The sequence below is a fragment of the Methylobacterium sp. W2 genome (assembly GCF_020662345.1).
GTDB lineage: Bacteria > Pseudomonadota > Alphaproteobacteria > Rhizobiales > Beijerinckiaceae > Methylobacterium.
Genome location: NZ_VMOA01000038.1, coordinates 1 through 21,424 on the forward strand (window position 1 = coordinate 1; position 21,424 = coordinate 21,424).

At 62.2% G+C, this 21,424-nt stretch carries 22 protein-coding genes and 2 pseudogenes; 11 read left to right on the forward strand and 13 right to left on the reverse strand.

The features are described from left to right. Positions 1 to 228 (reverse strand): DUF5681 domain-containing protein (locus FPV16_RS18990; RefSeq protein ID WP_227439938.1); only part of this gene is annotated, 228 nt, incomplete at its 3' end. Positions 229 to 426: 198 nt separating this feature from the next. Here FPV16_RS18990 and FPV16_RS18995 point away from each other — a divergent pair. Together FPV16_RS18995 and FPV16_RS19000 are read left to right on the forward strand one after the other, a co-directional pair. Then, the gene (locus FPV16_RS18995) at positions 427 to 771 is read left to right on the forward strand and encodes a hypothetical protein (RefSeq protein ID WP_227439939.1); all 345 of its coding nucleotides are present in this window, start codon (positions 427 to 429) and stop codon (positions 769 to 771) included. A gap of 406 nt (positions 772 to 1,177) precedes the next feature. Further along, on the forward strand, positions 1,178 to 2,335 hold the full coding sequence (locus FPV16_RS19000; protein ID WP_227439940.1) for an MFS transporter: 1,158 nt from the start codon (positions 1,178 to 1,180) through the stop codon (positions 2,333 to 2,335). Positions 2,336 to 2,402: 67 nt separating this feature from the next. Here FPV16_RS19000 and FPV16_RS19005 read toward each other — a convergent pair whose 3' ends face one another. Next, positions 2,403 to 4,181 (reverse strand): methyl-accepting chemotaxis protein, encoded by a 1,779-nt coding sequence (locus FPV16_RS19005; protein WP_227439941.1) that lies wholly within the window; start codon positions 4,179 to 4,181, stop codon positions 2,403 to 2,405. Positions 4,182 to 4,187: 6 nt separating this feature from the next. Further along, on the reverse strand, positions 4,188 to 4,586 hold the full coding sequence (locus tag FPV16_RS19010) for a hypothetical protein (RefSeq protein ID WP_227439942.1): 399 nt from the start codon (positions 4,584 to 4,586) through the stop codon (positions 4,188 to 4,190). A gap of 342 nt (positions 4,587 to 4,928) precedes the next feature. Here FPV16_RS19010 and FPV16_RS19015 point away from each other — a divergent pair, with 342 nt between their 5' ends. From FPV16_RS19015 to FPV16_RS19025, 3 genes are all read left to right on the forward strand, one after another. Then, positions 4,929 to 5,561, forward strand: a complete 633-nt coding sequence (locus tag FPV16_RS19015) for a recombinase family protein (protein WP_227439943.1) — start codon at positions 4,929 to 4,931, stop codon at positions 5,559 to 5,561. After that, positions 5,561 to 5,782, forward strand: a complete 222-nt coding sequence (locus FPV16_RS19020) for a hypothetical protein (RefSeq protein WP_227439944.1) — start codon at positions 5,561 to 5,563, stop codon at positions 5,780 to 5,782. Before FPV16_RS19015 ends, FPV16_RS19020 begins: the two co-directional genes overlap by 1 nt. A 397-nt stretch (positions 5,783 to 6,179) precedes the next feature. Continuing rightward, positions 6,180 to 6,377, forward strand: coding sequence for a hypothetical protein (locus tag FPV16_RS19025; RefSeq protein ID WP_227439945.1), 198 nt, complete (start codon positions 6,180 to 6,182; stop codon positions 6,375 to 6,377). Here FPV16_RS19025 and FPV16_RS19030 read toward each other — a convergent pair. Continuing rightward, positions 6,374 to 6,514: a hypothetical protein gene (locus FPV16_RS19030; protein ID WP_227439946.1), complete on the reverse strand. Its 141-nt coding sequence runs from the start codon at positions 6,512 to 6,514 to the stop codon at positions 6,374 to 6,376. The two genes, FPV16_RS19025 and FPV16_RS19030, sit on opposite strands and share 4 nt — an antisense overlap. Before the next feature lie 448 nt (positions 6,515 to 6,962). On the opposite strand from FPV16_RS19030, the pseudogene FPV16_RS19035 reads away from it, so the two are divergent. Continuing rightward, a pseudogene (locus tag FPV16_RS19035) lies at positions 6,963 to 7,181 on the forward strand (transposase); the annotation flags it as partial. 151 nt (positions 7,182 to 7,332) lie between these two features. On the opposite strand, the pseudogene FPV16_RS19040 reads toward FPV16_RS19035, so the two are convergent. Next, positions 7,333 to 8,445: pseudogene (locus FPV16_RS19040) on the reverse strand (IS3 family transposase). A 186-nt stretch (positions 8,446 to 8,631) separates the two neighbouring features. Here FPV16_RS19040 and FPV16_RS19045 point away from each other — a divergent pair. The 4 genes from FPV16_RS19045 (at position 8,632) to FPV16_RS19060 (ending at position 10,998) form a co-directional block, all read left to right on the forward strand. After that, positions 8,632 to 8,844 carry a hypothetical protein gene (locus FPV16_RS19045; protein WP_227439947.1) on the forward strand — a complete coding sequence of 71 codons (213 nt, stop codon included), beginning with the start codon at positions 8,632 to 8,634 and terminating at the stop codon, positions 8,842 to 8,844. Positions 8,845 to 8,994: 150 nt separating this feature from the next. Then, entirely contained in the window at positions 8,995 to 9,291 is a 297-nt protein-coding gene (locus FPV16_RS19050; RefSeq protein WP_319802254.1) for a hypothetical protein, read from the forward strand. A 44-nt stretch (positions 9,292 to 9,335) separates the two neighbouring features. Next, the gene (locus FPV16_RS19055) at positions 9,336 to 10,067 is read left to right on the forward strand and encodes a Crp/Fnr family transcriptional regulator (RefSeq protein ID WP_227439948.1); all 732 of its coding nucleotides are present in this window, start codon (positions 9,336 to 9,338) and stop codon (positions 10,065 to 10,067) included. 223 nt (positions 10,068 to 10,290) lie between these two features. Continuing rightward, entirely contained in the window at positions 10,291 to 10,998 is a 708-nt protein-coding gene (locus FPV16_RS19060; protein WP_227439949.1) for a Crp/Fnr family transcriptional regulator, read from the forward strand. 1 nt (position 10,999) lies between these two features. On the opposite strand, the gene FPV16_RS19065 is transcribed toward FPV16_RS19060, so the two are convergent. The 5 genes from FPV16_RS19065 to cyoA form a co-directional block, all read right to left on the reverse strand. Further along, positions 11,000 to 11,539, reverse strand: coding sequence for a hypothetical protein (locus FPV16_RS19065; RefSeq protein WP_227439950.1), 540 nt, complete (start codon positions 11,537 to 11,539; stop codon positions 11,000 to 11,002). Between the two features lie 90 nt (positions 11,540 to 11,629). Then, positions 11,630 to 12,022: a cytochrome o ubiquinol oxidase subunit IV gene (cyoD, locus tag FPV16_RS19070; RefSeq protein WP_227439951.1), complete on the reverse strand. Its 393-nt coding sequence runs from the start codon at positions 12,020 to 12,022 to the stop codon at positions 11,630 to 11,632. Beyond that, positions 12,019 to 12,651, reverse strand: a complete 633-nt coding sequence (gene cyoC, locus FPV16_RS19075) for a cytochrome o ubiquinol oxidase subunit III (RefSeq protein WP_227439952.1) — start codon at positions 12,649 to 12,651, stop codon at positions 12,019 to 12,021. The genes cyoD and cyoC overlap by 4 nt, the downstream gene beginning before the upstream one ends. A gap of 1 nt (position 12,652) precedes the next feature. After that, a complete protein-coding gene (gene cyoB / locus FPV16_RS19080) occupies positions 12,653 to 14,650 on the reverse strand; it encodes a cytochrome o ubiquinol oxidase subunit I (protein WP_227439953.1) in 1,998 nt (665 codons plus the stop codon). Between the two features lie 71 nt (positions 14,651 to 14,721). Continuing rightward, the gene (gene cyoA, locus FPV16_RS19085; RefSeq protein WP_227439954.1) at positions 14,722 to 15,837 is read right to left on the reverse strand and encodes a ubiquinol oxidase subunit II; all 1,116 of its coding nucleotides are present in this window, start codon (positions 15,835 to 15,837) and stop codon (positions 14,722 to 14,724) included. A gap of 187 nt (positions 15,838 to 16,024) precedes the next feature. Between cyoA and FPV16_RS19090 the strand changes: the two genes are divergently transcribed. Next, complete coding sequence (locus FPV16_RS19090) at positions 16,025 to 17,350, forward strand: MFS transporter (RefSeq protein WP_227439955.1); 1,326 nt, start codon at positions 16,025 to 16,027, stop codon at positions 17,348 to 17,350. A gap of 20 nt (positions 17,351 to 17,370) precedes the next feature. Here the strand turns inward: FPV16_RS19090 and FPV16_RS19095 are convergent, their stop codons facing one another. The 3 genes from FPV16_RS19095 to FPV16_RS19105 all read right to left on the reverse strand — a co-directional run bounded on the left by FPV16_RS19095 (position 17,371) and on the right by FPV16_RS19105 (position 21,325). Then, positions 17,371 to 17,634: a hypothetical protein gene (locus tag FPV16_RS19095; RefSeq protein ID WP_227439956.1), complete on the reverse strand. Its 264-nt coding sequence runs from the start codon at positions 17,632 to 17,634 to the stop codon at positions 17,371 to 17,373. Between the two features lie 123 nt (positions 17,635 to 17,757). Next, the gene (locus tag FPV16_RS19100; protein ID WP_227439957.1) at positions 17,758 to 19,377 is read right to left on the reverse strand and encodes a methyl-accepting chemotaxis protein; all 1,620 of its coding nucleotides are present in this window, start codon (positions 19,375 to 19,377) and stop codon (positions 17,758 to 17,760) included. A gap of 58 nt (positions 19,378 to 19,435) precedes the next feature. Then, on the reverse strand, positions 19,436 to 21,325 hold the full coding sequence (locus tag FPV16_RS19105; RefSeq protein WP_227439958.1) for a response regulator: 1,890 nt from the start codon (positions 21,323 to 21,325) through the stop codon (positions 19,436 to 19,438). Between the last annotated feature and the right edge of the window lie 99 nt (positions 21,326 to 21,424).

Consider the following 21,424-nt stretch of genomic DNA (forward strand, 5'->3'; position numbering starts at 1 on the left):
GAACTGCACCGGGCGGTCTTTCCTGGCCGGCATGAGGCGATCTAGGCACATCCGCAGGGCCTGCGTGTCGCCGTCGGTGGCGAGCTCGATGGCTTTCCGGACGATGCTCTCGGCATCGCCCTCCAGGATCGCTTCCAAGGCGAGCGCTGACTTGCTGCGGCTGCCTTTGGGACGGCCGGCGGGATTGCCGGTCTGACCCTTCTGGAATGGCTTTCCTCGTCCTCGCATCAGCCCTGTTCTCACAGATGCTGGCACATCCGATCAGTCGTAGATCAGCCAGCTCAATCACTTAATGAACAAATATAGCATGAGCTAATAGGTTTCACGAGTAAAGATGTTGATAGGGCTCATTCGATCGTTGGCACTCACCGGCCTGTGGTACGGATCACGCTTGGCCAGGACGTCCGCAGGGTGGAGTGAGTGAGAATGCTTGATGACGGTGCAGAACTACCGGCGTTGGTCGCTACGATCCTGCGGCCGTGGGCGAGCGCTGTAGAGACAGCATCCCTCGGGATGGGGGAGATCGTGACCGCCGAGGCATCCAACTCGGCGAGCAGCCTGAAACGACGGGTGAAGGTGACGCCTGAACTCGATCTTGCAATTGCTGAAGCGGTTGCGGTTTCGGCACTCCTGGCCGCAGCTCTCGACCATAGGAACGCAGAGACCGCTGAACTGCGCGCTACGGCTTTGGCAGCGTTGGTAAAGATGGCGGATAAACTGCGTTCGATCGAGCCGAGCGAAAGCACCCGAACGCTGGGACTGGGCTGGTAGTGATTGAAATCCGACGCTTGGCACCCATCCCTAAATGTCGAAGACGGGTGGTTTTCGGACCGGCCGCTTGCAGGCGTAGGATTGATAAATCGGATGTTTAGCACTCAGCATGAGATGAACAAGATCATAGTAGCAACGTCCGTTGGCGAGACCAGACAAATCGAACATCACAGTCCGGCTGGTGCGGATCCTTTACTCGACCTAAGCCCTATGGGTCGTCAGTTGACGGAGCCTGACAGGCGGGCTAATTGCCGACACAGACGACAGGCAGAAGGTGCCTTTCGCGTAAGCGTTAACGTCAACCAACGCACCACAGCAGATCGTGCCCATTGGGGCGTGTCGCTGGTGCAAAGGTTGAAACATGTCTTCCATCTCAAGCACGAGTGCCCCCCTGGGCAGATCCCGGGTGACACTCGGCGCCGGCATCGTCCTGATCGGGGCTAATCTCCGAGCGCCCATCACCGGTCTGGGACCGGTGCTTCCGGACATCCAGAGAAGCATTGGTCTAACTGACACCGGCGCGGGCATCCTCAACGCGCTGCCGCTGCTGATCTTCGCGGTCCTCTCGCTGGGGGCGCCTGCTATCGGGCGACGCTACGGCCTTGAGCGTATCTTGGGGTCCGCCGTCTTCGCTATCCTGACGGGAACGCTCTTGCGCTCCCTTGCCGTGCCCGGAGCGATCTGGCTTGGCACGGCGCTGCTGAGCATCGGCATCGCGTTCGGCAATGTCCTCCTGCCCGGCCTGGTCAAGCGTGACTTCCCCGAAAGCGCGCCTGGGTTGATTGGCCTCTACGCGGCGGCGATGGCGGGCGCGGCAGGGCTCGCGGCAGGACTTGCGGTTCCGATCGCCCGCCTACCGGGCTCGGATTGGCGCTGGTCGCTAGGTGCCTGCGCGCTGCTCTCGCTGGTGACGCTCATCCTTTGGATGCCGCAGTTGCGAGGCGTCCAGCATCACCTTCCCGTGTCAAGCAGTCTCGCGAAGCCAGCCGTCTCGCCCTGGCGGCACCCGGTCGGCTGGCAAGTGTCGCTGTTCTTCGCACTTCACTCCTTCGTCTTCTACGCGGTCGTGGACTGGTTCGCTTCCTACGCGCTCAGCGCCGGCTTGCCGCAGGCGACGGCGGGGCTCTACCTGCTCGTCTACCAAGTCATTGCTATCATCACCAATCTTGGCACTGCATCGCTCATCCGGCGGTTTGAGGATCAGACGATGCTTGGCTTCGGATGCGGCCTGCTACTGCTGACGGGGTCGACAGGCTTGCTGTTGTGGCCGGGGTTGTCGCTGCTCTGGCTCACCTGCGCCGGGCTTGGCGCAGGCGTCGCCATGGTAACAAGCCTGTCCCTGCTCGCGCTACGGACCCATGACCATCAGCAGGCCGCCGCCTTATCCGGCATGGCACAGTTTATCGGATACGTGGGCGCCGCAGCTGGTCCGCTCCTGGTTGGCCTGCTGCACGAGGTCACCGGTGATTGGTCGGTGCCGATGTCCCTTCTGGTTGCGGCCAGTCTGCTGGTGACGGTCTTTGCAACGCTGGCAGGTCGTTCCCGCTTCATCGGAGAAGCATGAACGACGGTGGCTCACTCATACTCGAAATTCAAAAGCTGGTTCGTGTGTGAGAGGTGGAGGAGCGGCCTTAAGCGGCGCGGACCGTGGCGAGGAAGCGATCCACCTCGGTGCTCAAGCTCTCAGACTGACGCGATAGCTCAGAGGCTGAGGCGAGCACCTGACTGGCCGCCGCACCAGTCTCCTCAGCGGCACCCGCCACACCTGCGATGTTGCTCGTCATCTCGCCCGTACCCACTGCCGCCTGAGCCACGTTGCGCACGATCTCCTGCGTGGCCACACCCTGCTCCTCAACGGCCGCTGCAATGGCCGTGGCCACACCGCTGATCTCCTGGATACGTGAGGTGATGTTGCCGATAGCTGAGACGGCCTGACCCGTCACACCCTGGATCTGGCTGATCTGGCCACTGATTTCGTCGGTGGCCCGCGCCGTCTGGGCGGCAAGCTCCTTCACCTCGGCCGCAACCACGGCGAAGCCCCGCCCCGCCTCGCCAGCTCGGGCTGCCTCAATGGTGGCGTTGAGCGCCAGCAGGTTCGTCTGCCCAGCGATTGCCGAGATCATCGTGACCACGTCCCCAATCTTCGATACCGCTCCGTTCAGCTCTTGTACGAGGCTTGTGGTCTGAGCTGCCTCATTGACTGCGGTTTGGGCGAGCTGAGCAGATCCACTCACCTGCCGGCCGATCACCTGCACCGAGGAACCCAGCTCCTCAGCGGCTGCGGCGACGGTGCCGATGTTGGTAGCAGCCTCCTCAGCGGCAGCTGCAACGCTGGTAGACTGGCTAGCTGTCTCGGCAGCTGTGCCAGACATGCTCTGAGCTGTGGCCTGCAACTCCGTAGCTGCCGAGGTGACTATGCCGACGATACCGCCCACGGCTGCCTCGAAAGTGGCAGCCATCTCGTGCATCGTGGCCTTGCGTTGCGCCTCGGCGCCAGCGCGGGCCAGAGCCGTCTCCTCCTCCAGCTCACGCGTGCGGATCAAACTGTCCTTGAACACATCGACGGCTTTGGCCATGTCGCCGATCTCGTCTGACCGCTCCTGCGCCGGAACAGTGACGGCGAGATCACCGCCTGCTAGCCGTGCCATCGCTGCGTTCAGCCCACGCAGAGGGCGGGCGACACCGCTGCCAATCAACCAGCCAAGTGCCAGGATTACGACAAGCGTACAGCCGAGCACGATCCCGATCTGCTTCAAGACGCTGTTGATGCTGGCGAACGCTTCGCCTGACGGCGTGCGTACCAGAACGGACCAGCCCAGGCCCGGATAGTCGTAGGCACCCACACTGTGCGCGTAGCCGCTCGCCTGCTCTATGCCCTTGCGGGCGTGCACTGAGACCATAGCCCCTTGCTCACCTCGCACAGCTGAAACGGCCGCTTCCACGCCCTTCTCAACGAGATTGAGCTTCCCAACGACGCTGAAATTGCGTTTGTACGGTCCGGCTCCCTGTGGCGTCGGGTCATAGTCTACGAGCACCACGCCCTTGGGGCTGAGGACCGTGATCTCTGCGCCTGTCATGCCACTGTTCGCCAGCGGCCTGTAGGCGTCGCCTACGATCTGCTCGACGAAATCAAAAGTGGCGAAGTTCGCCCACACGCCAACGAGCTTGCTGTTCTGGTCCTTTACAGGGGCAGCGAAGGTGATGCTGTAGCCATCGTTATCGTAGACCTTAGCCACGATCGGTGAGGCAGCGGGTTGCGTGACGACCGTGCCGGTGAAGCCGTTTGCACCTTTTAGAAACTCGCCCCTGAGCGCCTTCTGCAGCCACGGCTCCTGGGCAAAGGAATGCCCATAGAGCCACTTGGTGTCGATCGTCTGTCTTTTGGCATCGGCCGAGTTGACAGCCAGCACTTCGCCTTAGGGGCTGACAAGGACGCTGAGCTTGTACAAACCATAAGCCGCCACATAGTCGTTCATGACATGCACGAGCGGGTTCTCAGCACCTGGCCGGTGCCAATTGGCAGGGCTATGTGCGGCGACATTCATACCGAAGGCTTGGACATCGCCGTAGCGCTCGAACAGGTTGCGGTCGATGAGATCGTTGATGGTGGCGGCACTATCAGCCATGCGCTGGCTCAACATTGAGCGAAAGTGATCGGCCTGCATCCACACTGCGCCGTAGATCACGCCAGCGGGGACGAGGCCGAAGACGAGCAGCAAGGCAACGAGCTTGGTTCGCAACGTCAGTCGGCCTGTCCGTACTGAGGTGTTGATCTGCCCACGACCTACGTCGGCTTGTTGGAAGTGAGAGTGCATCGACCGTTCTCGCGAGGGCGACATTTGCCCCAGGGACACAAGCGAGGCGAATGGTAAATTTCTCGCAAATTGTGTACCTTATTCAACTACATCGTGCTGGTTCAAACGTCCTGCTATGCTCATGAAATGTTCTTTGCTCTCAGTGAAATAAGAGCTGACCTGAACTCGGCTGCTCGGCACATTGGAACGAGCATGCGCACTGTGCATGGCTCTTGATGTCCATATGAGTATACCCCAGAGGACTTATGGAAGGGGGATGGAAGATGTGTCCGCAAGGGTTGCTTTCGCCTTGTGGACATATATTTATGTGGACATAGTCCTTGCGGACATGGAGCCGAGCATATGCAGATCGTTTTCTACGCTCGTGTGTCCACTGACGAGCAAACCGCAGCGCACCAGGCCAAGCAGGCCAAGGCCGCCGGTTTCGAGATCGACGTGGTGGTAGCTGACGAGGGCGTGTCCGGTGTCTCCACCGCGCTCGCGGATCGCCCCCAGGGTCGCCGTCTCTTCGACATGTTGCGACGGGACGACGTACTGGTGGTCCGGTGGGTGGACCGGCTCGGCCGCAACTACGCGGACGTGACCGAGACCATTCGCGAGTTCATGCGCCGGGGCGTGATCGTGAAGACGGTCATCAACGGTATGGTCTTCGACGGCGCCACCACGGACCCGATGCTGATGGCCGTGCGGGACGCGCTGATCTTGTTCATGGCCGCCACGGCCCAGGCGCAGACCGAGGCCACGAAGGAAGCGCAGAAGGCCGGCATCGAGCACGCCAAGGGCCGCGAGGACGCCTATCTCGGCCGGAAGCCCAGCTACACCCGCAAGCAGTTCGACTCCGTGGTGGATGCTTTCAATCGGGGCGAGGCCGTCGCTGCGATCCACAAGGCCACTGGCATCTCGCGCGGCACCATCTACCGCATCCGTGACAACCGGGGCCAGGCCGAGGCTGCCCTTGCTCGGTGGGCTGCCTGATGAGCCCGGAGGTCTTGAAAGCCCTAGAGGCCTTGCAGGAAGCCATCGATAAGAACTCGGATCGTGCCGAGGAATTCAGCCTGTTGGCCGAGTTGGCGGGACACACGGATCGGCCGAAGTACGCGAAGGCGTTCCAACAATTGGCTAGATCCCACCGGATCAAGGCGCTCGAGCTTCAGGGTCAGGCGGCGGCCCTACGGGTGGAGCATGGCGAGATCTGATCGGAGCGTTGGATGGATCGAGGAGGCAATTCGGCTTTCCTCAAGCGTTTTGCGGCGCTGGAGCGTTCGGTTGGCTTGGCGAGCCCAAAACAAGACATCTGGCGAGATCAAACCCTTCAGACCACATATCTCTATCGTCTGAACCCCGTGGGTAGGGACATTCATCCAAGGTATCACCCTGGTTAAACGCTTCAAAACCAAGCCAAAACGGCGCAGCAGGATCTGCTTCAGCCATTGAGCCCTCCGGACCAATCCAGAAGGTGACGGTGCAACCTCTGTGCCTCATGGGGGGCAGGCCACTGGATGCCCTCCGGGGATCCAAAAGGTCGCGAGAACTGAATGCAACGCAACAATCCCCGTTCGGAAACGTATAAGCTGGGCTATAGGAGGTACCAGCTTGGCTGCACCTGCCGAGAAAGATTGCACGACCTACTGGGCCAACTTCGTGGACCCGGGCGGAGCGGTATCGCTCACAGTCCTGTTCTTCGCCCTTGATGATCGCGAGGCGAAGTACAAAGCCAAAGCTATGGTGGATGCCCAGGGCGTGGACCTGTGGGACGGCGTGCGTTTGATCGGGCACTTCCCGCCGATCTAAGTGACGATCCCACCCGCCCTGGTCTCGGATGCCTCGAGGGCCTCCATAGCCAGCGCAATCCGCTCCGGGAAGTCGCCCTCGATGAGGGGGAAAGCGTCCCCCATCGCATAGTCGACTCCGATCTTGAACGGGGTCAAGTGACGCTTTCCAGGACGGGGAGCCCAGATGAGGAAACGGTTGCGGGTGTAGATCATGGTAAAATTGACTGTTCGCTGACGGGCAGCCTTTTCACCCATGTTAATGATCAATCCCCAATGACACGGATGGTTTCGTTGCACCGTTGCGTGTGTATGACAGACATCCATTCATTCCGGCTTGACCGTGCGTACTGGAAACCCGCCAAGCTCTGCGATTGACCTAGAACTTCGCCCTCGCCTCCGGCGCTCTGGCACTCGGCCGGGTTGAGGTTGGGCGCGCACGGCCCCTATGCAGCGGCGGCGGGGATCATCGGCGGGCCTCCCAAACGGGAATGCTGGGGTGATGACCTGGCGTCCGGTGATATCCGCAACCTCAACGCCGTCGGCATCAGCGAGAGTGCACCGCACCTGGTTTCTCGGAGGCTCCAACTCTTGAGAGGATGGAGCCATGACGAAGCGAACCCCACCCTATTCCCCTGAGGTCCGTGCCCGCGCGGTGCGGATGGTCCTGGATCATCAAGGCGAGCATGACTCACAATGGGCGGCGATCAATTCGATCGCGGCCAAGATCGGCTGTTCAGGGGAGACGCTCCGGAACTGGATCCGGCAGTCCGAGCGTGATCAGGGCATGCGGGGCGGCCCGACCACGGACGAGCGCGAGCGGATCTGGCCTGCCCCCTGAAAAGTGGTCCTCTCTAAGGTATGGCTTTGAGCCATGTTGGAGTTGACCCCGTTTGTGGTCCAAGGCCTATGCAAGTTCTCGGGCTGTGTGAGGGTCCCCCGGATTTTGGTCCGGCCGGAAGGTGAGCTTCCGGGTCTCATTCTGCGGCCTGCAGGGCCGCCGCCAAGGCAAATTCCTGGGGCGTTCGCCACCCCAGGGCTGTGTGAGGACGGCTCTCGTTGTAGTGCCGCCGCCACGTCTCGATCTTGCTCCTCGCGTCGGCCAACGACAAGAACCAGTTTGCGTTCAGGCACTCGTCGCGCAGGCGGCCGTTGAACGACTCGACCAGCGCATTGTCGGTCGGCTTGCCAGGGCGCGAGAAGTCCAACGTAACACCGTTCTCGTAGGCCCAGCGGTCGAGTGCTTTCGAGACGAACTCGCTACGCGGTCCTTCGGTTCAGGCCCGTTATCGACCTGAATCGCGCTCGGTGCTCCGCGCAGCAGTGCCAAGCGTCCGACGACAGCCACGACCTGCTCGCCTTCGATGCCTTGGTCGACCTCGATCGCCAGAGCCTCCCGCGTGAACGCATCGACGACCGTCAGGGCCGGCAGCCGGCGAACAGCGCGTCGGTGACGAAGTCCATCGACCACCGCTCGTTCGGCCGGAGCGCGGCAGGCTGACGCTCCCGGTGTGCCCCGCTGACGTGCCGGCGCGGCCGCTTGAGCCGCAGGCTCAGCCCCTCGTCCCGGTAGAGACGGTGAACCCTCTTATGGTTCACTCGCCAACCTTCCCGGCGCAGCAGGATGTAGATCCGGTAGTAGCCGTAGCGCACCCGGCTCTTGGCCAGATCGCAGATGCGCATCCGCAGCGGTGCCTGATCGGGCTTGGTCGAGCGGTAGCGGATGCTCGACCGGCCGACGCCGAGCGCGACGCAGCCGCGCCGCTCACTCACCCCGTGTGCCTCTTGAACCTGGTGCACGAGGTCGCGTCGCCGAGCAGGCGTCAGAGCTTTTTTGCGAGCACGTCCTGCAAGATGTGCTTGTCGAGGCTCAGATCGGCCACGAGCTGCTTGAGCTTGCGGTTCTCCTCCTCGAGCTGCTTCAGCCGCCGCAGTTCGCCCGTGCCCAAACCGCCGTAGAGCTTCTTCCAGCGATAGAATGTCTGCTCGGAGATGCCCATCCGGCGCAGCACCTCCGCGACCGGCGTCCCAGTTTCGGCCTGCTTCAGCGCGAAGGCGATCTGCTCTTCGGTGAACCTGCTCTTCTTCACGGTTCCGCTCCTCCCATCAGGGTCTCACAAAACCGGAAAACTCGCACTCAAGCCGGACCAAAGCGATGGGGGGACGTCAGGTCTGAGGGTTCCCCCACATACAATCAAACTCTTCATTTGAATGGATCAAGGATCGCCCCCAAGGCCCGGGCATCATGACCTCCGTAACCAGGACGGGAGACGGCCATGAGCGTGGTGATAGGAACGGCATTTGGGCCGGCGGTGCGCAGTGTCGGGATGCCGAGAGGCATGGCCGGGCGGTCGGCGTCGAGGCTCGCGGATACGCGGCCCGTCGCCGAGGACGGATATCGCTATCGGGCCATCGGCAGCTTTCAGGCCCTCGGCCTCGCCATCGGGGCCTCCGTCATGGTGACTGGTTTGCTCTGGATCGTGCTCTGACGGAATCGACCCGATGGAGGCGCCCGAACCGCCGGGGTCGCGCGGATTCGGGCTCTATGAATACGACTTCTGACCAAATCCGCGTTTCAGTTCAGAGGCTTCGCCATTTCAGCAACCGACCGGAAGCCCCGGATGCACCGATACATAGTCATGTTCCACAAAGTGATCACGGATGGCGCCGGCCACGACCGTCGCGTCTTGCAGCATCGGACGGTCGTGCGCGCGAATTCCGAAGTGGGGGCGCTCTACGAGGCCAAGGCCCTTTTTCGCGAGATCGCGAACATCGCGGATTGGCGGCTTCGCGCCGATACTTGCGAGGCCGTCGAGCTGGCACGTTCCTCCGCCTGCCATCGATCGTCCTGCGATCCCCCGACAGGAAGAATCGACAAACGGTCGGCACTTAGGAGGCAGCGCGCAGAATGCGGCGGGTGGGCGTTCCCGTTCTGAATGAGTAAGGTTCTCATCCAGAATGGGAATATGAGGCCTGCCTAATGTCGAGCGAGACCTGCGCCCCTAATGGGCAGTCCTGCCGGCACGGTCGGTCCGAAGGCGGCTGTGCCGAGTGCAAAGTCCGCCTCGTCAGCGTTTGCGCTGCGCTTACGAGCGACGAGCTTGCCGAACTCGAATCCCTGAGCCGTCGCGTCGCTTACAATCCACGCGGGACCCTGTTCGCACAGGACGAGGAGGCGAGCGCAGTCTACAACATCACCGAAGGAGCGGTTCGCCTCTTACGTCTGCTGCCGGACGGGCGGCGGCACGTCATGGGGTTTGCCCTTGTCGGCGACTTTCTTGGCCTTGCCATGCCCGAGCGGCACACCATCACCGCCGAGGCCCTATCGCCCGTCACGGTCTGCCGCTTCGAGCGCCGGGCGTTCCAGGAACTGGTGGCACGAAAGCCTCATCTACTGCAGCGTCTGCATGAGCGTGCGGGCTATGAACTTGGCCTCGCGCAAGATCAAATGCTCCTGCTTGGCCGCCGCGGGGCTGAGGAAAAGGTCGCGAGCTTTCTGCTCACGCTGCGTGGGCGCTACGTACGGATCGGCCTAACCTCCGTGACGCTGGAGCTGCCGATGGGGCGGCAGGACATCGCGGATCATCTCGGCCTCACGGTCGAGACGGTGAGCCGCACGCTGACGCGACTCGACCGGGAGAAGGCTATCCTCATCGTGCCGGGCGGTGTGCGCCTGCTCGATCTGCCTCGGCTCGAACGTCTCGGAGGGTGAGGGAGCCCGTCTTCCAGCCATGCGGAACCGCCTTGATCTGGATCAAGGATCTGCAATGTCGACGGGACCAGTTAGGGGGCGTCGATCCGGAAGCCCCTGATGCTGTTCGTACGCGCCAGGGTGCGACCCGTCGGGCGGGGTGACCACTCCAGAGCTCTGGCGATCGAGGCCGCACAGTCCGCGGACGATGCGCGACTGTGCTGAGAGACCAAGGAACGGATCAATGTCGATCGATGCGTGCGAACTCTGTCCCGTGCGCGAACACGCCTTATGCAGCTGTCTCAACGATGAGGAACGCATTATCCTCAGCAGTCTCTCTCAGCGCCGCCGCCTCATGGCTGGTGAGACTGTGATGTGGGCGGGCGATGAGAGCCGGATCTGCGCTAACCTTCAGTCTGGTGTCCTGAAGGTCGTTGCTGCAACGACAGACGGGCGCGAGCAGATCGTCAGCCTGGTCTACCCGGCCGATTTCGTCGGCGAGCCCTACACAACTGAGATCGCTTTCACGGTCACGGCCTTGTCAGACGCTGAGCTGTGCACATTCCCGCGACTCTTATTCGAACGCTTCCTAGAGGAGCATGCGCGAATGGGGAATCTTCTGCTCCAGCGCACACTCGGAGCGTTGAAGGACGCGCGCACACGCATGCTGACCCTGGCCCGTCTTTCCGCTGGAGAAAAAGTAGCTGGCCTCCTACTCGACATGGCCGTCCGGGCGGGCCGGCATAGCTACCTGCCGGACCAGTCCGAGCCGGTGACGTTCGACCTGCCAATGACGCGCGGACACATGGCAGACGTGTTGGGAATGACGATCGAGACAGTTAGTCGACAATTGACGAAGCTGAAGAGCGCCGAGGTCGTCGTCCTATCCGGCGCCCGAACCATCACGATTGTCGATGGGAACGCGCTCAAGAAGCGGGCTATGGCGGCGTAAATCACGCCGCCCGGCGGCTCAGGCTGTCGACAAGCAGGGATCTGCCGCCCGCCGTCAGGCGGTGCTGGGCGAGCATCAGGAGCGCCAGTATCTCGAAAGCCATCCTCTGTCGGCATGCCGCGAAGAAGCAGCGGAGCATGTAGGCGAGCGTGTCGGCAGAGATCCTGCCGGCCGCACCCGGCTTCACGTCGAGCACCGCCATCAGGTCTTCGGCATGGACGAGATCGTCGGTTCGGCGCGCTTCGACGTGGCGAAGCAGAACAGCTGCCAGTGAATTTTGGAGCCCTGGGCCGAACATTTCGGCGACGAAGGCACTGCTTTGCGCCTCATGCATGATGAAGTCGCTGAGTGCCGCGCGGAGCCGCTTGGCCTGGCCTTCGACCGGCCAAGTGGGGAGTATGTCGGCACAGGCTTCCAGGTGGTCGCACAGGCAGGCTAGGCGCTCGTGCCGCGCCATGAGCCGGAGGAGCTCCGCCTCAGCGATGAGTCCGGAAGGATCCGCGGCAGGCGCGGGGAGGACGGAAGGCTCCAGCGAGATCATGGGGTGATCCTGATTGCGAAACGTTCGTTGATCACATTGGTGCCGGGTACGGAGGAGCGACAGCGGTACCCCGTATCCGAACCGTCGCCGTCAGTGCATTGGCCCCATGGCGGCGTCTGGCATCGGCATCATGTTCGCGTTGAGATGGTACATCACCCAGACGGACCCGCCGATGGTCAGCACCACGATCACCGCCGTGAAAAGGAAGGCGAGCAGCGTCCAGCCACCCTCGGAGCGTGTGTCGAGGTGGAGGAAGCTGACGACGTGGACGACGATCTGGATCAGCGCGAGCACGAAGATGATCGCCGCCGTCGCCGTCGGGTTCGGCAGAGCCTTCGACATGACCAGCCAGAACGGAACCACGGTGAGCAGGATCGAGAGCGCGACGCCGATCCGGTAGCTGCGGCGGCTGTCGTGCCCATGAGCAGCACCGGGCGTCCCAATATCGGTGTCGCGCGGCGTGTTGAGGGAATGGGTGCTCACCGGATCACTCCAAAAAGGTAGACGAAGTTGAAGACGCCGATCCAGATGATGTCGAGGAAGTGCCAGAACATCGACAGGCAGATGATCCGGCGCTTCATCTCGCCCGTGAGCCCATGCTGTCCGGTCTGGACCAGCATCATGACGATCCAGATCAGCCCGACGGTGACATGCGCACCATGAGTACCGACCAAAGTGAAGAAGGCCGACAAGAACGCGCTGCGCTGCGGACCGGCCCCCTCCTGGATGAGACTCGCGAACTCGTAGAGCTCCACCCCGACGAAGGCTGCCCCGAGGAGCCCGGTGACAGCGAGCCAAGCCCTCGTCGGGCCGACCCGGCCAGCCTCCATATGCGGGATGGCCTGCCCGAACGTGATCGACGAGGCGAGCAGTAGCGCGGTGTTGAGAGCCACCAGCGGCAAGTCGAAGAGCTGCCGTGGACCGGGGCCGCCGGCATAGCTGCTGCTGACTACGCCGAACATCGCGAACAGCGAGGCAAAAATGAGCGCGTCGCTCATTAGGTAGATCCAGAACCCCAGGACCGTGGCGCCTCCGCTGTGGTCGTGCTCCTCCATCTCCGTCGGGTGCCAGCGGATGTCGGTCTCGCGGATGTCGCCCATGCGATCGGTCATGTCAGGCCCCCATGCCCAGTTGCGGCTGCCGCCTGTCCTCCGTCGAGGCAACCTCGTCGGCGGGGATGAAGGTGTCGCGGTTGAGGTTGAAGGTGTGGCCGATCAAGACCGCGAGCAGGGCGACGAAGCTCAGGAGTGCGAGCCACCAGATGTACCAGACCATGCCGAAGCCGAGGGTGAACGCGAGGGCAGAGAGGATCACGCCCGTGCCGGTGTTCTTCGGCATGTGGATCGGGCGGAAGCCGTCCGCGGGCCGCTGGTAGCTGCGGGATTTCATGTCGTACCAGGCGTCAAGATCGTGCACGACGGGTAGAAATGCGAAGTTGTAGGCGGGCGGCGGCGAGGTGGTGGACCATTCAAGGGTCCGGCCGTTCCAGGGATCGCCCGTAGTGTCGCGCAACTCGGCGCGCTTCACGAAGCCCATGACGATGCTCATCACGAAGCCGAGGATGCCGACGAGGATGATGAGGCCGCCGATAGCTGCGATGACGAAGTAGGGCTGAAGACTCGGATCGTCGAAGTGCCGGACGCGGCGGGCGGTGCCCATCAGCCCCACGACGTAGATCGGCGTCCAGGCGACCCAGTAGCCGACGACCCAGCCCCAGAAGGCAACCTTGCCCCAGAACGGATCGAGTTTGAAACCGAAGGCCTTGGGGAACCAGTAGACTATGGCGGCGAATAGGCCGAACACGACGCCGCCGATGATCACGTTGTGGAAGTGCGCCACGAGGAAGAGCGAGTTGTGGAGTACGAAATCCGCGGGCGGGATCGCAAGCAGAACGCCGGTCATGCCGCCGACTACGAAGGTCAGCATGAAGGCGACGACCCACATCATAGGCAGTTCGAACCGGATATCGCCGCGATACATCGTGAACAGCCAGTTGAAGATTTTGGCGCCCGTGGGGATCGAGATCACCATCGTAGCGATGCCGAAGAAGCTATTTACTGCAGGCCCAGCCCCCATGGTGAAGAAGTGGTGCAGCCAGACGAGGTAGGACAGGATCGTGATGACGACGGTGGCGTAGACCATCGAGGAGTAGCCAAAGAGACGCTTGCCGGAGAACGTCGAAGTGATCTCGGAATAGATGCCGAACGCGGGCAGCACGAGGACGTAGACTTCCGGGTGACCCCAGATCCAGACCATGTTCCAGTACATCATCGGCGCACCGCCGAGGTCATTGGTGAAGAAGTTGGTGCCGACGTAGCGATCGAGCATCAGTAGGAAGAAGGCCGCAGTGAGTGCGGGGAAGATCGCGATTGCCAGCACGTTCGAGCAGAGCGCGGTCCAGCAGAAGACCGGCAGCTTCATCATGGTCATGCCGGGCGCACGCATCTTAATGATGGTGGCGACCATGTTGATCGCCGACAGCGTCGTCCCGACGCCTGCGATCTGAAGCGACCAGAGATAGTAATCGACGCCCGTATCTGGGCTGTAGGCGAGCCCAGCCAGCGGCGCGTAGGACAGCCAGCCCGTGCGCGCGAACTCACCCACGAACAGCGAGATCATGGTGAGCGCTGCCCCGGCGGCGGTGAGCCAGAAGCTCAGGTTGTTCAGGAAGGGGAAGGCGACGTCTCGTGCCCCGATCTGGAGCGGCATCACGTAGTTGATGATGCCCACCACCAAGGGGATCGCCACGAAGAAGATCATGATCGTCCCATGGGCGGTGAAGATCTGATCGTAATGGTGCGCAGGCAGATAGCCCTCGTTCGCTCCGAAGGCGATCGCCTGCTGCGCACGCATCATCAGTGCGTCGGCAAAGCCCCGTAGCAGCATGATGATGCCGAGGATGACGTACATGATGCCGATCCGCTTGTGATCGACGCTCGTGAACCATTCGTGCCAGAGATAGCCCCAGAGCCGGTACCACGTCACTGCGCCGACGATGGCGAGCCCGAGCAGCACGACGACGACGAACGTGCCGAACAGGATAGGCTCGTGGATCGGGAAGGATTCCCAGGTCAAACGGCCGAAGATCGTCTTAAGATGGATGTCGGTCATGACGGTCCCAATGGGAAGAATCGGTCTTGCCACTCACGCCGGACCTGCTGGGGAGGCGGCGTGGGAAAGGATTATTGGTGGTCGCGGTTGTGCACGCTGCCTGGTTCGAGTCCGCCGGGGGGATTGGGCTGCGCGGGCTTGGTGACGTTCGGGCCGGAGCCCTTCTCCTCCGGCGCCTTCTGGAGCGCAGGCTTGGGTTTGCCGCCGATGAGCGGCTCTGCGGCGCGGCCAGGGGGCATGGTTGGTACCGCATGCGGATGCGCGTGGCCGGCGCCCGTTGCCATGTCGCGACGCATGACATCGATCATGCATGGCTTGCCCGGCTCGATGCAGCGGTTGACGGCGCGGTCGAACAGCCCCTCCTCAACGGAGGCAAAGCGCATCGCCGGCACCCGCTCGCTCGGCTTGATCAACGCGACGAGGTCCGAGAGGGCCAGGCTGCCGCCGCCTGCCTTCACCTGCGTTACCCAATTGTTAAATTCAGCTTCTTCGACGCCACGCAGCTTGAAGCGCATGTCGGAATAGCCGCGGCCCGAGTAATTGCCCGAATACCCCCAACTGTCGCCGGGCTTGTTGAGCACCGCGTTCAGCTCCGAGCGCATGGTCGGCATGGCGTAGATCATGCCGGCGAGTGTCGGCGCATAGAACGTGTTGAACTGGTCCGTCGAGGTGATCGAGAAGCGTACCGGCACGTTCACGGGTAGCGCGAGTTCGTTGACCGTAGCGACGCCAAGGTCCGGGTAGATGAACAGCCATTTCCAATCGAGCGCCACGACCTGGACGTTCAGTGGCTTGGTGCCGGCCGGAACGGGTACACCTGATGCGATACGGTCCAGCGGCCGGAACGGATCGAGCAGGTGGGTGCTGGTCCAGGTCACTGCGCTTAGCGCGATGATAATGAGGAGCGGGCAGGACCAGATCACCAGTTCGAGCGTCGTCGAATGGTCGAAGTCTGGGTCGTAGACCTTGTTCGGGTTGCCGCGTCTGTACCTCCAGGCGAACACCACCGTCAGAACCATCACCGGAACGATGATGAGCAGCATGACGCCGACGGAGAACAGGATCAGGTTGCGTTGCTGGAGGGCGATGTCTCCAGTTGGGTTCATCACCACCATGTTGCAGCCGCCGAGCAGGAACGGCAGGACGGCGAGCGGCAAGAGCACGGGGAGGCCGTAGGCCCGTTTCATGAGGCGCGATCCTGGGCTGGGCATGGCTGGGACATGGCCGCCGGAATAGCCGCCCCCGGCTCCGCCGACTTTGACCGCGATCAAACCGCCTCAGTTCATGAGCCGCTATGGCCCTTTGCAGGTTCGATGGCCGCGCGGCCGCCCAGACCGAAACGCCCGGTTCGGATTGGACAAAAGGAAAGAACGCATGGCAGTCACACCCGCCGGAGCCGCTAGCTCGACACCGCTGGAGCGCGACGCCCGTCTCATCAATGCGCGGGAGCACCGGATCCGGCCTGGTGAAATTGCGGTGGGCGTCATCATCGGACGATCGTCGGAGTTTTTCGACTTCTTCGTCTACGCGATCGCCTCGGCGCTGGTGTTTCCGTCGCTAATCTTTCCCTACACCGACGCCCTGACCGGAACCCTCTACTCCTTCGCCATCTTCTCGCTTGCCTTTGTCGCCCGGCCCTTCGGCGCACTCCTCTTCATGCGGATCGACCGTCGGCATGGACGGGGCGTCAAGCTGACGGCGGCGCTCTTCCTGCTCGGTGGATCGACGGCCGCCATGGCGTTCCTGCCGGGTCACGAACAGGTTGGTAGTCTCGCCGCGATCTGTCTGGCTGTCCTGCGCATCGGGCAGGGCTTTGCGCAGGGTGGAACCTGGGATGGGCTACCCGCACTGCTGTCGCTCAGCGCGCCGCGGGAGCGGCGCGGCTGGTTCAGAATGATCCCGCAGCTCGGCGCGCCAATTGGCATGTTCGTCGCCAGCGCCTTGTTCGCGTTTCTGCTGTCGACGCTGAAGCCTGCGGATTTCCTTGACTGGGGCTGGCGTTACCCGTTCTTCGTTGCGTTCGTCATCAACGTCGTGGCGCTGTTTGCCCGGCTGCGCCTAATCTCGACCCCTGAGTTCACACGGCTTTACGAAAGCCGAGAGTTGCAGCCTTCTCCGCTGTCGGACCTCATCCGCGATGAGGGACGGACGGTCGTGCTCGGCGCGTTCGCCCCATTGGCAAGCTTCGCGCTCTTTCACCTCGTCACCGTGTTCCCGCTATCATGGGTCGTACTCACAAAAAGCGACGCTCCCTTACGCTTTTTGGTCATCGAACTGGTCGGAGCAGCTATAGGTCTCGTGACCGTGGCGCTGTCGGGCGTGATTGCAGATCGCATTGGCGGCCGAACGGTGCTTGCCGTATCGGCTGTCCTGATTGGAGCTTACAGCAGCTTCGCGCCGCAGCTGCTCGGTGAAGGACCTGCCGGCGAATGGACCTACGTGCTGCTCGGCTTTGGACTGCTTGGGTTCGCCTTTGGTCAATCGTCGGGCGCGCTAAACGGCAGCTTCTCATCCAAGCACCGTTACACGGGCGCGGGTACGACCGCGACGGCAGCTTGGTTCATCGGCGCTGGGTTCGCACCGCTTGTTGCTCTCCTACTGGCAAGCACCTTTGGCCTCCGGTCGGTGGGCGTTTATCTTTTCTCGTGCGCGGTATGTACGCTTGTAGCGCTTGCACTAAACCGTGTGCGGCGCCGTTGAGGTACTAAGCGTCCGGTCACTCACCCCATCCGCCCAGCAGCCCGCTCCTCACCCACATAGCCGATGTACCATTCGAGGTGCCCGGCGACCTCCTGGTCCAGGCGATCGGGCGACGCCTTCAGGGCCTCGGCCGTCGCATTCACGGTGCCGTAGAGGGCGCAGACCTCGCTGAGGTAGAGGTTGATTTCCTCGTTCAGCTGCTCCTCCGACATGTCGTCGAAGCGATTGGCCTCCCTTGCCTTTTCCAGCTTGCCGAGGCGGAGATCGATCACGTTCGAGGTCACGGCTGGTCTTCCAGGAAAACGAGGGCCGCAAACAGCGTCGTGGTGCCGTGACGGGTATAGCCATGCGTCTGCGCGGCGGGATACCCGGGTCCGAGGGGCGGGTTCGCTCCAGGACCATACACTTCAAAGCTGGTAGCGGCCCGCGAGCATCAATAGCCCTTGTGCCAGCTCACTGAGGTTGGCTGAAGCCTTCTCGGCTTCGCGCGTGCCAGCCGCAGTCTGCTGGCTGGCCTCACGGATATTTCGAAGGGCACCCGTCACCTGCTCGATGCCAAGCTGCTGCTGGTTCGTTGATGCAACAATCTGCTGGAATGTTTGCGCGCCCTCTTCCACACGTGCAGCCATTTCCTCGATCGTGCGCACGGTCGCGTCCGTTCGGGTCTTCCCGGTGGCAGCGCGTTTGACTGCTTCCTCCGTGAGCATGACCGACGAGTTGATGCCACGCTGGATCTCCCCCAGGAGGCCACGCACCTGAACGGTGGCGGCTTTGGCCTGATCGGCGAGCCGTTTCATCTCGGTGGCGACGACCGCGAAGCTGCGCCCGGCCTCGCCAGCAGCGGCAGCTTCGATCGCGGCGTTCAGAGCCAGCAGGTGCGTGCGTTCCGAGATATCGTCGACCGTGGCGATGATGTCGCCGATGACTTGGGTCTTCTCGCTCAGAGCGACGATGTTGCCAGCCACCGCTTCGCCCTGCTCACGGATCGCGTCCATGGCCCTGGCAGTGTCGGTGGCCGCCCGCAATCCGGCGCGCGCCGTCTGGGCAGAGGCCTGTGCCGTGGCAATGATCTCATTAGCACGCTTGACGATCCCGGCCCCTGAATGTGCAATCTCGTCAACGGTTGCAGCGGTCTCCTGCACTGCGGCGAATTGCTCCTCGACGCTGGCGGCTTGTTCCTGCGCGGAAGCGCGAATCTCTGCGGCGGCGGCGTTGAGATCGTTCGTAGCCGAGCGATTGGTCAGAGCCAGGTTGGTGAGCCCGGTTACCATCGTGTTCAGCGTCGCACTAAGGCGACCGATCTCGTCGCGCCCCCTTACCCCTATACGGCCAGTCAGATCACCAGCACCGATTTGTTCGACGAAAGCCATCACGCCCAGGAGTGGCCTGACGATCAGGCGGTTGATGGCGACGCCGATCCCGGCACAAATCAGGAGCGTGAGCAGAGTACCCAGCCATAGCGCAAGGCTCGCGTTACGCTCCGCCTGAATGAGACGCTCGTTTTGCGTTACGCGGATCCGCTCTTCCACGCCCTCGATCGCAGCGAGCTTTCCCCGAAAAGTATCGAACAGCTGTTTGCCTGATCCATCGCTCTCCAGCCGGATCGCCTCGGGTCGCGTCGCCGCAGAAGTAGCATTTCGGATCGCTGGCTCTGCAATATCTGCTTGCCAAGCGCGGGCGGCTGCTATGGCTTCCGCGAGCAAGCGTGACGGCTCGGCATCGTGACCAATCAGGTCGCTGAGATGGTTGATCGCGTCATCTAAAGCTGGCCGTCCCGACTGATACGGCTCAAGGCTACTCACGCGCCCGGTGATCAGGTAGCCGCGCAGCCCAGTCTCTTGGTTGAGCATGGCTGCCTGGAACTCACCAAGGGCGCGGATAACCTGGCTGGAACGACCGCGTGTCTCCGTCGCCTCATGCAAGTGGTTGAGGGTAAGGAACGTCGCGCCACTGCTGAGAACCGATACCACCGCAATGATGCCGATCGCGCCGCCTAGCGAGCGGTTGAGGCCAAATGAATTCGGCATCGTTGGCCCCGTTACTGAGATCCGCAGATGGCGCTGTGAAGCCTAGAAACTTCCACCGTCAAGTGCCTAGGCCGCTTGCCTCAGTGCCCAACTGCCGAAGACGCTCGGCTAGCGCCTGCATGCTCACGTCGCCTTTGTTCAGGATCTGGCTGGCACCACGCAGCCGTCGCCGATCCTCCCAACTTAGGTCGAGTGCTGTAAGCACCACAACCGGGATCGCGGTGCATTCAGGTTTGGCCCGCATGGCTTCCAAAAACTCGAAGCCGTCCATCACCGGCATGGTGAGGTCGAGCAGCACGATCCCAGGCGGAGCGGCGGCAAGCTGATCGAGGCCATCGCGACCATTCTCAGCCTCGTTCACGGTCCAGCCGTCGCGTTCGAGGACCTTCCGGATCCGCATGCGCGTATCAGGATCGTCGTCGATGATTAGGGCAGCATTCTCAGGCGGACGGTAGCGGTCCATCACATTCTTGAACCTATCCCAGCGCACCGGCTTCATCACGTAATCAGACGCGCCCAGCGAGGCTGCGAGGGCACGTTGCTCGACGAAGGTTATCATGATTACCGGGATATCGGTCAGATCGGGATCGGCTTTCAGAGCACTCAGAACCGACCAGCCGTCGATACCGGGCATCATGACGTCGAGCAGGATGGCATGCGGTTTGAGCTCGCGTGCGAGTGCCAAGCCGGAGGTACCGTCGGGTGCCAAGCGAACTTTGAAGCCCTCTCGATGCAAGAACTTCGTCATCAGACTGCGTTGATCGGCATCGTCGTCGATGACGAGCACCACCTCGCCGCCTCGCGCACTCAGGTCCTCAGGTTCTGATAACGCGTCGACCTCCTGTACCCGGTAGTTCGCCAACAGCTTGACGGTAAAAGTCGTACCTTGGCCCGGCACACTGCTGACCGAGACCGAGCCGCCTAGGATCTCGCTCAAGGCTTTCGTGAGCGAGAGACCTAAGCCAGTGCCACCGTATTTGCGCGTCGTTGAGGCATCAGCCTGAACGAATCTCTGGAACAGCTTGGAAACCTGCTCCTCTGTCATGCCGATGCCGGTGTCGGCGACCTGGAAGACGATGCGCTCGCCATCGTTCTGCGACTCACGAGCGACGGACACCGTGATGACGCCCCCCTCGGTGAACTTGGCCGCGTTGCTGAGAAGATTGAGCAGGATCTGCCGCACCTTCGTCAGGTCCGATACCATGCGTCCAAGGCCCGGCGAGACCTGGAGCTCGACCCTGTTGCCCTTCTTATCGACCAGCGTCCGTGCCGTCGTCACGACATCCTGGATGACGGGGTCCAATTCGAATGCCTCTGGGTAGACATCCATCTTGCCGCTCTCGACCTTGCTGAGGTCTAGGACGTCGTTGATGAGCCCAAGCAGGTGACGTGCACTTCCCTCGATTTTGCGCACGTCTGGCTCGAGTTCCTCTGAGGAAACCCCATCTGCCATCTCTTCCTGCAGCATTTCGCTGTACCCGATGATGGCAGCGAGGGGAGTGCGCAACTCATGACTCATGTTGGCGATGAAGGCGCTCTTGGCAAGGTTCGCTTGCTCGGCGACGTCCTTTGCGGCCTCCGCCCGGGCATTGGCGTCAGTCAACGCTTCTTGATTGCTCACCAGGATCCGGTTCGCACCGTCGAGGCGCTCCAACGTCGCCTCATTCTGTACGACAGACCGGCGCAGGGCATCGCAGATCCAAACCATGACGGTGCCGACCAGTACGTACTGGCACAAAAGAGAGATATCGACGCCGCTGAGCGACCCATCCCGCGTGTAGAACCACGTGGCAATGAGAGTCGATAACGATAGAGTCAGCGTCCCAGCCCCCCAGCCGAAAGCCAAGCTCGCTGCTAGAAGAACCGGGATGTAGAGCAGGAAGGGCGCGACATACGCCGGAGCCAGGAAGCGCAGGAGCGTCATGGCGCCGATGAGAAGTAGGGTCACGCCGTAGCAGATACCCGGCGGAGGACGTCGTAGGGCAAGGGTTCCGATCAGTCCGTGCAAGCTTCTCATCTGGGAGGAGTGTCACGGCGTGCCCGCTTT

Coding starts and splice junctions, on each gene's coding strand:
- FPV16_RS18995 (WP_227439939.1), top strand. CDS start 427: ATGCTTGATGACGGTGCAGAACTACCGGCGTTGGTCGCTACGATCCTG.
- FPV16_RS19010 (WP_227439942.1), bottom strand. CDS start 4,586: ATGCACTCTCACTTCCAACAAGCCGACGTAGGTCGTGGGCAGATCAAC.
- FPV16_RS19015 (WP_227439943.1), top strand. CDS start 4,929: ATGCAGATCGTTTTCTACGCTCGTGTGTCCACTGACGAGCAAACCGCA.
- FPV16_RS19020 (WP_227439944.1), top strand. CDS start 5,561: ATGAGCCCGGAGGTCTTGAAAGCCCTAGAGGCCTTGCAGGAAGCCATC.
- FPV16_RS19045 (WP_227439947.1), top strand. CDS start 8,632: ATGAGCGTGGTGATAGGAACGGCATTTGGGCCGGCGGTGCGCAGTGTC.
- FPV16_RS19050 (WP_319802254.1), top strand. CDS start 8,995: ATGTTCCACAAAGTGATCACGGATGGCGCCGGCCACGACCGTCGCGTC.
- FPV16_RS19055 (WP_227439948.1), top strand. CDS start 9,336: ATGTCGAGCGAGACCTGCGCCCCTAATGGGCAGTCCTGCCGGCACGGT.
- FPV16_RS19060 (WP_227439949.1), top strand. CDS start 10,291: ATGTCGATCGATGCGTGCGAACTCTGTCCCGTGCGCGAACACGCCTTA.
- FPV16_RS19065 (WP_227439950.1), bottom strand. CDS start 11,539: ATGATCTCGCTGGAGCCTTCCGTCCTCCCCGCGCCTGCCGCGGATCCT.
- cyoC (WP_227439952.1), bottom strand. CDS start 12,651: ATGACCGATCGCATGGGCGACATCCGCGAGACCGACATCCGCTGGCAC.
- cyoB (WP_227439953.1), bottom strand. CDS start 14,650: ATGACCGACATCCATCTTAAGACGATCTTCGGCCGTTTGACCTGGGAA.
- cyoA (WP_227439954.1), bottom strand. CDS start 15,837: ATGAAACGGGCCTACGGCCTCCCCGTGCTCTTGCCGCTCGCCGTCCTG.
- FPV16_RS19090 (WP_227439955.1), top strand. CDS start 16,025: ATGGCAGTCACACCCGCCGGAGCCGCTAGCTCGACACCGCTGGAGCGC.
- FPV16_RS19100 (WP_227439957.1), bottom strand. CDS start 19,377: ATGCCGAATTCATTTGGCCTCAACCGCTCGCTAGGCGGCGCGATCGGC.